Genomic DNA, 11,403 nt, shown 5'->3' with positions numbered 1-11,403 from the left:
CTCGACGGTATCTCGGCTTTGACCGGCAGCAGATAGTTCGTACCGTCGTGCTGGATGCCGTGCCCGGCATAGTAGAAGAAGGCCACTGCGCCTGATCCCGCCTGCTCGAGGCGGGTACAGAAGTCGATGACGGCACCGTGAAAGGTGGGCTTGTCGGCGTTCTCGAGTATGGTGACCGTGAAGCCGAGCCGGCCGAGCGTGCTGCCGACCAGCCGGACATCGTTCACCGGGTTGCCGAGTGCGCCTTGGGCATAGCGGGCATTGCCGACCAGCAACGCCATGCGCGGCTCGCCGCCGGAAGGCGGCACGGATGCTTCCATGCCGCCGTCCCGCTCCCGGGCTTGCTTCGTCTCACCAGAACCGAAATACCGTGACGCCATGATCTGCCGCCGTTGGCCGCCAGTGTAGTTCACATTGGCACAAACGGCGATGGTAGCGAGGCTGCTCGCAGCATCAATCGCCGGTTGGTGCCGACTACGCCGGAACCTCCGAGCAGGACGGCCGCCGTTGCTTGCCGAACCGGCCGAGGCCCACCAAGAGCTGCCAGTATTCCTTGGTCGACCAGACACCGTGGCGCTGCTCGATCTCGACGGTCCCCAGGGGGAAGCTCGACTGCCACTGTGACCACGCGCCATTGGGCCCGCCGCCGCGTGTCACCGAGATGTGGCGGGCCGCCTTGGCGAATATCTGCACGCCTCCCTTCCACTGCAGGCCATTCAGCCGATCGGCCTCTGTCATCTTGCCGCCTTGGCCGCTCCACTGCGGCTCCAACCCGCTGGACTCGACGTAGAGCGTGTTGGGCTTGGCCTGACTGGCATCTACCGGGGCGGCAAAGCCACCCTGCGGAGGGTTCACATCGATTGCCGTGACGATCTTGTCCCCGCAATTCTGGCGGTGGGCCATGAAGGCCCGCATCGCCTCGTTCGAGGCAGCGATGTCGGCAGGGCTCGGCGCCGCCGAGGCGGCAGCCGCGACCGACACCGCGGCGAGCGAGAGGGCGGCGGCAATTGTGTTGCGCATGAAAGGCTCCTGTTGGATGGCGGCGATCCAGTCGGCGGAACGGCCGCGTGGTGTCGCCGCGCTTTGCGGTGGTTACGAGGATGGTGGCAGCAGCCGCACCCTGCGGCGCCGCCTACCCACCAGACGGACGGGGGCCAGAAATTTGACAGGCGGGGCGAGGATTCTGTCCGGGACGCCTCCCCCTTCGAGTCCGTCCCATGAAAAATGCGCCGGGAGCGCGCCACTCCGTGGCGCTCATGGGCTGCCCGTCCAGAAGATTATGAGCGCCACGGAGTGGCACGCTCCCGGCATGGGCTTCCTCCGCTGCCATTTTTACAGCGTCGTGGTGCGTGCTGACGGGCTGGGGATCTCCCCCGCAATCGGGGGAGGGTTGGAGATGTGTCCCACTCGATAGCCGTGAGACGGGGGAGGAATAGGAGATCCAATCGGACCCAGCTCTAGCGGGTGACCCACTTGGCCTTGGCGAGCGCCCAGGCGAGATGGGCCTGCGCGGCGGCGAGCAGGCCGGTCGTCTCGGCGCGAACCCGGGTCTCGACGATCGCCTGGCGCTCGGCGTCGCTCTTGGCGCTACGCAGATCCGGCTCTTGCAGCATCAGGTGGATGACGGCTGGCGCCTTGTCCGTCCAGGCAAGGCAGCCGATCATCGTGTCGGCCGAGATGCAGCGCAGCTTGAGCGGCGCGCCGTCCGCAGCCTTGACTTCGATCGTAAGCGTGGCGCGCCAGGCGCGCGGATCGAACCGTTCCATGTCCTCGTCCCTCCCGTAGAGGTTCTTGAGGTTCTCCACGGCCTCGGGCTCGGTCAGGGCGAACCTGGCGGCCGCCGCGGCCGTGCTGAACACGTAATACTGGTAGCCTTCCCAACCGACCTCGAGCGGAGGCTTCCCGGGCGCGCCAGGCTTGCGATTGAAGCGCATCTCGATGCGCCTTTCGACCTACCGGCGCACGTCCTCGTCGCCGCGCGCGAGCGGCTGCACGAAGTCGAAGACGTAGCCCGGCGGCACCGACTGCAGCTGCAGGTCCTCCTCGATGGCGTGCCACAGCGCTTCGTCGGCGGCGTCCTTGGCCTGTCCCGCCGTCGCCTGCATCAGCAGGCCGCCGGCCAGTAGCGACATCACGAAATTCCTGATCATGTGTCCTATCCTCCACGTTTTGGCGGCAGGCACCGGCCAGGATCAGCCGGCGCCGCTCGGGTCACTCTGGAGAAGCAGCGGCGCTGCTTCGATTGCGGGGTATTGCTCGTCGTTGCCCTTCAATTGCGGGGCGGTCAGCGCCGAGCGGCGTCACGCGTGCAGATCATGTTCGGATAGGCGAGCTTGTGCTTCGGCAGCGCCGCCGGCGTGAAGCCCTTCGGCCAGTAGCCGCCGCGCTCGAACGCCATGCGCAGATCGCGGGCGATCGTCTCGGCGTCGAAGAGTCCCTCCATGCGGTAGAGCTCGGTCAGCGTGTCGGTGCGCGGCGCGATTACGCTGATCGTGGGGAACTCAGTCAGCTTGAGATGCAGCGCCATGCGGCGGGCGAACTCATCCTCCTGCGGCGCCCCGTAGACGAAGACTGCGATGCCCGCGAGCTGGTTGAGGTGCGGGCACGGCAGTACCTTCTGGGCGAGCATCTGCGAGAACTCCGATCCCTGGCTGCCGAACACGACGATCATCGGCTTGTTGTCCTCGACCGCCTTCTTGAAGGCTTCGAACGTGCCGCCCTTCGCCCAGCCGATCTGGCGGCCCGGCATCTCGTTGCCCGGGAGCCGGTCGAAGGCATCGCCAGCCGGCTGGGCGACGCCGGTGCCGGCGGTCGCGGCCAGCACCGGCAGCGCCAGGACGGCAATCAGGCCGGCGATGCGCCTGGTGGTGAACATATCGTCTCTCCTTGGGTTGGTGTCGGCGCCGTCGTGACGCCGGTGAGTCAACAGACCACCGGGCGGCCCCCGGCGCGATTGCCGGCGGTTGCCGTCGATTGCGTTATAGCGAAGACAAGATTTCGATGTTCGTTCGGTGCGAACCGAGGCCTGGAACGGTCGTGCCGTGGTGATCATCGAGGGCCTGTGGAAGGCGGACAACGAGGAGGAGTTTCACATGTTCGTTGCGATCGACGACCCAGAGTTCGCTGATGAAATCTGCTTCATCGGGCCTCTCGGAGACTTCGCCAAGCACAAGGCCTAGGACTTTTTGGATCGGCCAAAGTTTGGCAATCCTGGGCGGGCCGGCCTGCCCGGCAATTGGCGGCTGTTGCACTGACGCCACGCCACACGAACGAGTGGTGGAAAATGCCGCCTTTCCTCTGTCGGCCACACCGCAAAACCTTGCGAGAATTCGTGCGATCCGCGAAGATCAGGTGGGTGTTTGGGGGCAATAGTGAAGCACGACTTGCGTATCGACTCCCGACGCATGGACTTTCTCCAGCGGGTCCTCGAGGGAATGGCCGACGACGCTGACGAGGCCGAAGGGCGGCTACGAAACAATCCAACGGATTTTGCGGCGGGACGTCGGGTGGAGACCATCTACGCCCTCGCCAACCAGATCCTGGACGGCATGCACGCACTGCGTGCCCGGCACAAACGCCATGCGATGATCTACGTCGTACGCGACGAACCGGCCGCACGCGCTTACCGGCAGTCGCTAGGGTAGCAGGCCGGCAGTCGCCAGGCAGCCGGCTGCCGGAACCGGCCGCGTCGAACCGTGGTGCAGAAGCGCCGGCGATCTGCAATGCTGGCCGGGCCTCGGTTGCGAATATGCTCGGGGCATTCCGACCCGGGCCCGCCGAACTTGATCCGAGAAGTCACAGATTTGCGCGATGAAGCCGGCGAGCTGTATCGCCTGCTGAAATCACTGGATCGCGCGGACTGGCAACGCCCTACCCAGTTCAAGGCCTGGACGATCGACGACATCCTGCGTCACCTCCACATGGGCGATCGGATGGGACTGGCTTCCGCAACCTCCCCCGCGGCATTCCGCGTGCTCATGGACGACATCCGTGCCCGGCGCGCCGCGAGCGCGAGCCGACTGGAGGAGACACGGCAGCGCCTGAATGGGCCTCGGCGGGCCCGAGCTGCTCGAGCAGTGGCGCGAAACGCTGGATCGGCTGTCCGCGGCCCTGGCCGCAAAGCCGTCCGATGCCCGTCTCCCCTGGGCCGGCCCCGACATGGGCGTGGCCACGTTCACCACGGCGCGCCAGATGGAAATCTGGGCGCACGGCCAGGCGATCTACGACCTGCTGGGCGTCGAGCGGCCGGCGCCGGCGCCCCGCCTGCGCAACATTGCCGAGCTCGGCGTGCGCACCTTCGGCTGGGCTTATCGAAATCGCGGCCTGCCGGTACCTGCCGTTCGACCCTTCATCGAGCTGGCGACGCCGTTCGGCGAGCGTTGGGCGTGGAACACGCCGTCCGTGGACGAAGCCGTGACAGGCGACGCCTTCGCCTTCTGCCAGGTGGTGACGCAAACCCGCAATGCGGCCGACACCGGCTTGCGTATCTCCGGATCAACCGCCCGGCATTGGATGACCATTGCCCAGTGCTTCGCCGGCCCGCCCGAAACACCGCCGGCGCCCCGCTCGCGCTATCGAGGGGGCTCTGCGCCGACCCGCTCATGATGCCTGGGCGCGCCACCCATGAGCGCCGCCTTGGCGGACTTTACCCTGCCCTCAGCGGCGCGCGCCCAGCGCATTTTCACAGGAGGAAAGAGAGAGTATGCCCGCCCCTTACGCAACCCATCGACGCCAGCTCCAGCTGATCCTGGAGGCCTGGGGCATGCCGGCAGCGGCCGCAGCCAGCACGGCCGAGATCATGAGCTGGGCCGATCTGCACGGTATCGACACCCACGGCATCTCGATGGTGCCGCCCTATGACGAGCGACGGCGTCTCGGCAAGATCGATATGCGCGCCGCGCCCAGGACAACGCGCGAGACCGCCGTGTCCGCGGTGATCGACGGTAGCGGCGGTCTCGGCCATGCCAACGCCCGTCGCGGCATGGAACTCGCGATCGAGAAGGCGAAGGCGGGCGGCATCGGCATCGTCGCGGTGCACAATTCGGCTCATTTCGGCGCCTGTGGCTTCTACGCCCTGATGGCGGTCGAAGCCGGCCTGATCGGCATGGTCACGACCTCGGCAAGCGGCATTCAGGTTGCTCCGACGTACGGCGCCCAGGCGCGCTTCGGCACCGACCCGATTGCCTTTGGCGCTCCGGGCAAGCCCGGCGAGCCATTCCTGCTCGACATGGCGACGACCACGGTCGCAGCCGGCAAGATCCGCAACAAGGCCAACGAGAACCTGCCGACGCCGCCTGGCTGGCTGGTGACCGCCGAGGGCAAGCCCAGCACCGATCCGCGCGAGGTCAGCAAGGGCGGGTTCATGACCCCTCTTGGCGGCACGCCGGAAGGCAGCAGCCACAAGGGCTATGGCCTCTCGGCCATGGTCAACATCCTGTCGTCGGCTTTGTCGGGCGCCACCATGGTGACGGACCCGATGCACACCAGGAAGCCGGGCACCATGGACATCGGCCATTTCCTGCTGGCGCTCGATCCCGGGCTATTCCGCGACCCCGCCGAGTTTCGCGCCGAGGTCGCCGCGTTCTGCGACGCGCTGCGCGCCACCAGGCCTGTCGAACCGGGCCGCCCGGTGATGGTGGCGGGCGATCCCGAACGGCGCACCGCAGCGCAGCGGATGGAGAGCGGCATCCCCGTCGGGCCCAACCTGCTCGCCAAGGTGCGCGAGGTTGCCGTCGCCTCCGGCGCGGCCTGGATCATGGACGGATAGATCGCCCGAATGCCACGATAACGACACCACCCTGCGCTATGAGATGGTGGCATTTACAAGCGCAGGGGGAAATCCTTGCTCTTTGCCACCCGCCGGCAACTTCCAAACCGCCATTTCGTTGTCAATTCGAACCGTTCCGAAACGGCACGACAACAAACCGGCAGGCTCGAGAAAATGAAACCGGCCCTGATAGGATCGGTGGTGTTGATGTCGCTGGCTGGAGCGGCGGCCGTCGGCATGATGACGCCGACGCCGGCGCGCATCGCAGCGGTTGCCGAACGGCCGGCGTTCCAACCGTCACGAGCGAGCGCGACGCCGGCAGTGGCTCCGGTTGCCGTTCCCGCCCGGGCTACCGTCGCGCCCCCTGCTCCGACAGCCAAGCCTTCCTCAGTCGATGCCGCTCGTCCGCCTGTGCCCCTCCAGGTCACCCACAGGCGGCCCCTACCCGACAAACCTGTCGTATCGGACAGCAAGGCCGACGCCGCGACGGCGGAAAAGACCGACGCTGCGCCCGATGGGAAGTCGCAGCAAGCGGCCAAGGCGGCCATCGAAGCCGACGGCTACAAGAGCGTTCAGATGCTGGGCCAGGGCAGCAACGGCGTCTGGAGGGCAAGTGCGTTGCGCGGCAAGACTCGCATCGTCGTCAACGTCGACCAGGCCGGCAACGTCTTCACCGAGTGAGATCGATATCGGCGATGATCGGGAGGTGATCCGACAAGCCGCGTGCCTCGGGGTCGGTCCGGCTGCCGACGAGCGATCCGGCCGGCCAGAGATAGATACCGTCGAGGGCGAACAGCGGGAACGCCGCCGGGAAGGTCCGGTGCCGACTGTGATCGGGCAGGACGCGCATCAGGTTGCGGCGCACTGAACCCACCCAGAACCAGTCGTTGAAATCCCCCATTGCCAGGGTGGGGCCGTCGCGGCCTCCCAGCATGGCGAGGAGCTTGTAAACCTGGCTGCGCCGCTCGTGGAACGACAGGCCGAGATGGGTGGCGACGATCCGCATAGAGCCGAACGGGCCCACCATGTCGGTGCTGATGGCACGCCGCGGTTCGCGGCGGCGGAACGACAGATCGTGGATCTCGGTGTTGACCAGCGGCCAGCGGCTGATCAGCGCCTGTCCATAATCTCCGTCTGCGGTGGTGATTGCCCTGGCGCCGACGCCGTGGCTGCCGAGAGCCTGCTGCAGCACCTCGAATGGATCGCCGACATGGGCCGCACGGGCCCGCCGCGAATCGATCTCCTGCAAGGCCACGACATCGGGAGAGTGGCGGGCGACCAGGGTCACCACTCGGTCGAGGTCGAAACGCGGGTTGCGCCCGAGCGCACCATGGATGTTCCAGGTCATCGCCCGGATGCGCGTCACGATGGGCGGCCCGAGAGCCGGGTGACGAGCGCCTGCGCGGCGAACGAAAGGGCAAGCCAGCCGACGACGCAGAGCGCCAGCAGGCCGATCTCGCCCGCCGCGGGATGGAGCAGGACCTGGATCAGACGATCGCCCAGCAGCGCCATCGCCAGCAGCCCGGGGCTCATTCCGATCAAGGTTCCCAGCGCGAAGTCGAGCGGCCTGATGCCAGCGGCGCCGCAGGCGAGGTTAGTCAGGGTGAACGGCGCCACCGGAACGACCCGAATGGCGACCACGGCAAGCAGGCCGCGCGCCCGCAGGCGATCGAGGACGCGCCGGCCCCGGCCGCCCAGCCGGCCATCCGGCAAGCTCTGGCCGAAGCGACGGCCAAGCGTGAACATCACGGCCGCGCTCAGGGCCACGCCGAGCGCGGCGTAGAGCGTGCCGAACAGCGGGCCGAAGACCGCAGCGGTCGCCAGGATCAGCATGGTGACGGGGAATGCGACGGCACCGCCCACCAGGAAAACCGCCATCACGACCAGCACGGCCCAGGGCTTGCCGGCGATTTCCGATAGCATGTCGCGCAGCCGCGCCGGCTCGGTGAACTGGGAAAGGTCGGTCACCTGCCAGGCTAGCGTCAGGCAGAGAACGGCCAGCACGGCGATCGCCAGCGCCATGCCCGGGCCACGCAGGGCTCTGCGCCCGCCGAGGACCAGCAACCGCAGCAGCAATCGGCCGATCCATCTGCCCTTGCCGAGGGGCCGCAACGGATCCGCCAGGCTCTCGATCAGGCGCGCGAAAACACTGCGATCGGGCTTGCCGTCGTCGATGGGGCGCAGGCTGTGGCCGTTGTCCGACAAGGTGTCGGCTGCATGCACCAGCGAGCCGCTGGCGGCAAGCACGGCCGCCACGCGCTCGGCGGAGACCCCGCAGTGTTCGCCGAGCAGGCGGTTGCGCAGGCAGGCGATGGCGTCTCGCGTGGCGCATCCCGCCTCGCCCTCCGCAGCCTCGACGGCCAGGTCGCACTCGGTGTCGGCCCCCATTGATCGGTTGTTGAGGTTCGCCGATCCGATGCGCAGGAACCAGTCGTCGATCGCCATGACCTTGGAGTGAATCATCGTGTCCGTTGCCTGCTCATCCGCCTCGACATGGGGATAGAGCAGGCGCACGCGCTCACCGCCGGCCGAGCGCAGGGTGCGCCAGAAGCGGATGCGGCCATTGCGCATGGTGCGTCGCTCCATGAACGAATCGTGGCTGCGCGGCGCCACGATCACCACCTTGAGATTTGGCTGCCGGCGCAGCTGTCGGGCCAGTCCATCGGCGATCGCGGCCGACGTGATGAACTGGTTCTCGATGTAGATGAATCGTTGCGCGCTTGCGATCGAAGCGAGGAACAGGGACCTGACCTCTTGGACCTCCGGCTCGCTACCATAGCGCGGCTGGGTCCGCGCGATCCCCACCTCGACATCGGCGAAGTCGGGGCGCACGTCGTCGGGCCAGGGATCACCGCACGGCTCGATCGCAGGCACCCCACCCTGGGCATGGCACCATCGGGTGCGCGCGAGCAGCGCCAGCGCCGCGGCGGCAGGACCATCGACCATCATCTGCACATCGTGGAACGGCCGGTAACGCGTCCCGGCAGGATCGATTCGCCTTGGCTCGTCGGCCTCGTGTCGAGGGGTATCCCAGCGCCGGATGGTGATGTCGAGCCCGCCGGAAAAGGCCAGCGCGTCATCGATGACCACGATCTTTTGGTGCTGCGAGGAGCCGAAGGGCACGCTCGCATCGAGGCAGAGAGTCACCTGCGGCGGCGTCTGCCACTGCAGCGACAGGCGCGGCAGCGGCTCGCGCTCGTGGGCATAGAGCAGCGAGTAGTCCCACAGGAGCAGATCGACGCGCAGCTCGGGCCGGCGCGTCACCAGCCCGGCAAGGAAGTCGCGAAAATCGACCGGCAAGCCGTCTCGCGCCCGCCCGTCGCCAATCAGCGGCGTCCGGCTGTCGATATCCCATCCGACGATGACAATGCGGCGCCTCGCCTTGAGGCAGGCCTGGCGGACGGCGGCGAAGAAGGCTGCCGCATCGACCAGCACGGCAGCGCGGCCGGCCTGCTCGAGCCGCCATACCGTCCGGCCGGGGCGAAGGGCGCGCCAGGGCATGTGCTTTCAACGCAGTTCCCGGAGTATCGATCCCGCGAGTTCGAACGCATCGGACCAGGTCAGCTCGCGATCACGAGCCCCACGATCATGGCGATCGTCCCGCCTAGCCCGATCGGCACGGCCAGCAGCGGCGCTTGGCCGAGAAACGCCAGGGTCAGGCAGGCCAGAATCAGGCCGATATGCAGGATCGCAAACAGCACGAGCCTGTTGAAGCTATGGAATGTTTCCTCGTGCTCGTGCAATTCCTGCGCGGTCACGCGAAAGTCGTTCGAGACTTCAGTCATGGCGGCCTCGCTGCTGGGGGCGGTCGTCCTGAAACGCCGCCGGCGGCACCGCGTTGCAGCTCGCCAAAGCGTGGGCGTTCGGCCGCCGAGAATCCTAGACCGGACCGCCACCATCCTCGCACGGTGACATCGTCCTCTACACCGCGGCTTGCGATCAGTGGTGGCGGGCCGTTCGGCTCTTGCGCTCGACCGCCGACGCGCCGTGGATGGTCACTTGGAATGGCCATTGGAACCTCGAAGCATGTCCTGACTAAAAGCCTGCATTTCCTTGCGGCTGCGATGATCGCCTGGGCACACGGGGGCGTTCCGCGTCGTCTGCCCACGATGCATCTCCGGGCTCCTCTATCCCGGATTGACCGAGGTCAAAGTACGGATTCCGGAAATGGCACTGACTGGGACGCTGACTGTCTGCCGATCGCCCGACTGGACGGGACGACGTCGAGCGACAGGGTGCGATCCAGGAGGCGACTGCGCGATGAGCTTCAACTTCGGCACAGTGACGCGCGAGTTGCGAGCTCCGCTGCGTCGGGCACGCTGCGCGACGGCCGGTGTGATCGCCGGCGCCATCATGATGGCCACCGGTACGGCCCACGCTGATCGGGCCATCACCCGCCTCTACGAAGCCTGTGTCGGTGACAAGTGGCCTACCGCCAACGACGCCGAAACGCGGGCGCTGGCCTGCTCCAAGGCCCTGCAGACCCGCAGCCTCACGCCAGCACAGATCGCCGATGCGCGGCTGACGCGCGGCATCGCCCGCATGTCGCTCGGCGACAAGGTTCTCGCCGCCGACGACTATGCCGAGGCCCTGAAGCACTACGATGCCATCGTGGAGTCGCAGAGCCCGGATGCGCTGAACCTGGCGCGCCGCGCCGCGACCCTGGCAGGGCTCGGTGACACCGAGCGCGCCCTGGCCGACTATGCCGAAGCGATCAGACGTGATCCGAAGGCTACGCTCGCCCTGCTCGGCCGTGGCGTTCTGCTCGCCTCCCGCAAACGCGCCTACGATCGGGCGATCGAGGATTTCGACAGGATACTGAGGCTCGATACGCACAACGTCGACGCCTTGGTTGCCCGCGGCAGCGCCCTCGCACAGCTGGGCAGGACCGCAGGCGCCCTGGCCGATCTCAATCGCGCAGTCAGCCTCGCGCCCAACGATGCCCAGGCCCATGTCGAGCGCGGCGTCGTGCAGGCCCGTCTCGGCGAGGTCAATCTCGCCATCCAGGACTTCGATGAAGCGCTGAAGCTCGACCCGCGCAGCTTCAACGCCCTCGTCAATCGCGCGGCGTCCTATTCACGCCTCGGCCGGAACGACCTCGCGATTCGCGATCTCGACCGGGCACTCCGCCTCGACGGCTTCAGCGCGTTGGCCTACTACAATCGCGGCTTCGCGCATTTCGCCCTCAAGCATTACGACAAGGCGATTGCTGACTACAGCATCGCCATCGCCCTCGATCCGCAAATGGGCGTGGCCTACAACAATCGTTGCCTGACGAGGGGCATCCTGGGCGAAGACCTGGTGCGGGCGCTCGCCGACTGCGACACCGCCCTCAAGCTGATGCCGCTCAACCTCGATGTCCGCTCCACACGCGGCTTCATCTTCTTGAGGCTTGGCGATCCCCGCCTCGCGCTGCACGAGTACGAGGCCGTGCTCGAACGCGATCCCAACCGGCCGCTTGCCCTGTACGGCCGCGGGCTGGCGCGCGCAGCCATTGGCCAGACCAAGGAAGGGCAGGCAGACAGGGCGGCGGCTCTCGTGCTCGATCCCGAGATCGCCGAGGCGTTCAGCAAATTCGGCCTGAAATAGGCCGCCCGCAAAGCCCCCGCAGCGCGGCGTCGCGGCTCTTCCCGGCG

The 11,403-nt window shown here is 67.2% G+C and carries 14 protein-coding genes and 1 pseudogene; 7 read left to right on the top strand and 8 right to left on the bottom strand.

The annotated features are described in order from the left end of the window. From AB7O82_RS13135 to AB7O82_RS13115, 5 genes are all read right to left on the bottom strand, one after another. The coding region (locus AB7O82_RS13135) for a caspase family protein (RefSeq protein WP_428552626.1) at positions 1-320 on the bottom strand (320 nt) is incomplete at its 3' end. 154 nt (positions 321-474) lie between these two features. Next, positions 475-1,020: a hypothetical protein gene (locus AB7O82_RS13130; protein ID WP_428552623.1), complete on the bottom strand. Its 546-nt coding sequence runs from the start codon at positions 1,018-1,020 to the stop codon at positions 475-477. Positions 1,021-1,457: 437 nt separating this feature from the next. Continuing rightward, the gene (locus AB7O82_RS13125) at positions 1,458-1,934 is read right to left on the bottom strand and encodes a hypothetical protein (protein WP_428552620.1); all 477 of its coding nucleotides are present in this window, start codon (positions 1,932-1,934) and stop codon (positions 1,458-1,460) included. Between the two features lie 18 nt (positions 1,935-1,952). Then, complete coding sequence (locus AB7O82_RS13120; protein WP_428552618.1) at positions 1,953-2,150, bottom strand: hypothetical protein; 198 nt, start codon at positions 2,148-2,150, stop codon at positions 1,953-1,955. A 134-nt stretch (positions 2,151-2,284) separates the two neighbouring features. Next, entirely contained in the window at positions 2,285-2,875 is a 591-nt protein-coding gene (locus AB7O82_RS13115; RefSeq protein WP_428552615.1) for a hypothetical protein, read from the bottom strand. A gap of 136 nt (positions 2,876-3,011) precedes the next feature. Here AB7O82_RS13115 and AB7O82_RS13110 point away from each other — a divergent pair, with 136 nt between their 5' ends. The 6 genes and pseudogenes from AB7O82_RS13110 to AB7O82_RS13085 all read left to right on the top strand — a co-directional run bounded on the left by AB7O82_RS13110 (position 3,012) and on the right by AB7O82_RS13085 (position 6,448). After that, on the top strand, positions 3,012-3,179 hold the full coding sequence (locus AB7O82_RS13110; RefSeq protein WP_428552612.1) for a hypothetical protein: 168 nt from the start codon (positions 3,012-3,014) through the stop codon (positions 3,177-3,179). Positions 3,180-3,371: 192 nt separating this feature from the next. Next, complete coding sequence (locus AB7O82_RS13105) at positions 3,372-3,644, top strand: hypothetical protein (RefSeq protein ID WP_428552610.1); 273 nt, start codon at positions 3,372-3,374, stop codon at positions 3,642-3,644. A 78-nt stretch (positions 3,645-3,722) separates the two neighbouring features. Further along, a pseudogene (locus tag AB7O82_RS13100) lies at positions 3,723-4,046 on the top strand (maleylpyruvate isomerase N-terminal domain-containing protein); the annotation flags it as partial. Beyond that, positions 4,045-4,605: a maleylpyruvate isomerase family mycothiol-dependent enzyme gene (locus tag AB7O82_RS13095; protein ID WP_428552607.1), complete on the top strand. Its 561-nt coding sequence runs from the start codon at positions 4,045-4,047 to the stop codon at positions 4,603-4,605. The pseudogene AB7O82_RS13100 and the gene AB7O82_RS13095, both read left to right, overlap by 2 nt. Before the next feature lie 97 nt (positions 4,606-4,702). Continuing rightward, positions 4,703-5,767: an Ldh family oxidoreductase gene (locus AB7O82_RS13090; RefSeq protein ID WP_428552604.1), complete on the top strand. Its 1,065-nt coding sequence runs from the start codon at positions 4,703-4,705 to the stop codon at positions 5,765-5,767. Between the two features lie 75 nt (positions 5,768-5,842). Next, a complete protein-coding gene (locus tag AB7O82_RS13085; protein WP_428552602.1) occupies positions 5,843-6,448 on the top strand; it encodes a hypothetical protein in 606 nt (201 codons plus the stop codon). On the opposite strand, the gene AB7O82_RS13080 is transcribed toward AB7O82_RS13085, so the two are convergent. The 3 genes from AB7O82_RS13080 to AB7O82_RS13070 are packed head-to-tail and all read right to left on the bottom strand — an operon-like array spanning position 6,438 to position 9,552. Beyond that, positions 6,438-7,133: an endonuclease/exonuclease/phosphatase family protein gene (locus AB7O82_RS13080; protein WP_428552599.1), complete on the bottom strand. Its 696-nt coding sequence runs from the start codon at positions 7,131-7,133 to the stop codon at positions 6,438-6,440. The genes AB7O82_RS13085 and AB7O82_RS13080 overlap by 11 nt on opposite strands. Then, positions 7,130-9,268: a VTT domain-containing protein gene (locus tag AB7O82_RS13075; RefSeq protein WP_428619533.1), complete on the bottom strand. Its 2,139-nt coding sequence runs from the start codon at positions 9,266-9,268 to the stop codon at positions 7,130-7,132. The genes AB7O82_RS13080 and AB7O82_RS13075 overlap by 4 nt, the downstream gene beginning before the upstream one ends. 59 nt (positions 9,269-9,327) lie before the next feature. Next, the gene (locus tag AB7O82_RS13070; protein WP_428540360.1) at positions 9,328-9,552 is read right to left on the bottom strand and encodes a hypothetical protein; all 225 of its coding nucleotides are present in this window, start codon (positions 9,550-9,552) and stop codon (positions 9,328-9,330) included. Positions 9,553-10,027: 475 nt separating this feature from the next. Between AB7O82_RS13070 and AB7O82_RS13065 the strand changes: the two genes are divergently transcribed. Beyond that, positions 10,028-11,356 (top strand): tetratricopeptide repeat protein, encoded by a 1,329-nt coding sequence (locus AB7O82_RS13065; protein ID WP_428540363.1) that lies wholly within the window; start codon positions 10,028-10,030, stop codon positions 11,354-11,356. The last annotated feature ends 47 nt before the right edge of the window (positions 11,357-11,403 follow it).

Source organism: Reyranella sp. (assembly GCF_050185545.1).
Classification (GTDB): domain Bacteria; phylum Pseudomonadota; class Alphaproteobacteria; order Reyranellales; family Reyranellaceae; genus Reyranella.
Note: the sequence above shows the minus strand (reverse complement) of the source record. Positions and strands in the feature narration are given on the sequence as shown.

Coding starts and splice junctions, on each gene's coding strand:
- AB7O82_RS13130 (WP_428552623.1), bottom strand. CDS start 1,020: ATGCGCAACACAATTGCCGCCGCCCTCTCGCTCGCCGCGGTGTCGGTC.
- AB7O82_RS13065 (WP_428540363.1), top strand. CDS start 10,028: ATGAGCTTCAACTTCGGCACAGTGACGCGCGAGTTGCGAGCTCCGCTG.
- AB7O82_RS13075 (WP_428619533.1), bottom strand. CDS start 9,268: ATGCCCTGGCGCGCCCTTCGCCCCGGCCGGACGGTATGGCGGCTCGAG.
- AB7O82_RS13070 (WP_428540360.1), bottom strand. CDS start 9,552: ATGACTGAAGTCTCGAACGACTTTCGCGTGACCGCGCAGGAATTGCAC.
- AB7O82_RS13095 (WP_428552607.1), top strand. CDS start 4,045: ATGGGCCTCGGCGGGCCCGAGCTGCTCGAGCAGTGGCGCGAAACGCTG.
- AB7O82_RS13120 (WP_428552618.1), bottom strand. CDS start 2,150: ATGATCAGGAATTTCGTGATGTCGCTACTGGCCGGCGGCCTGCTGATG.
- AB7O82_RS13090 (WP_428552604.1), top strand. CDS start 4,703: ATGCCCGCCCCTTACGCAACCCATCGACGCCAGCTCCAGCTGATCCTG.
- AB7O82_RS13115 (WP_428552615.1), bottom strand. CDS start 2,875: ATGTTCACCACCAGGCGCATCGCCGGCCTGATTGCCGTCCTGGCGCTG.
- AB7O82_RS13125 (WP_428552620.1), bottom strand. CDS start 1,934: ATGCGCTTCAATCGCAAGCCTGGCGCGCCCGGGAAGCCTCCGCTCGAG.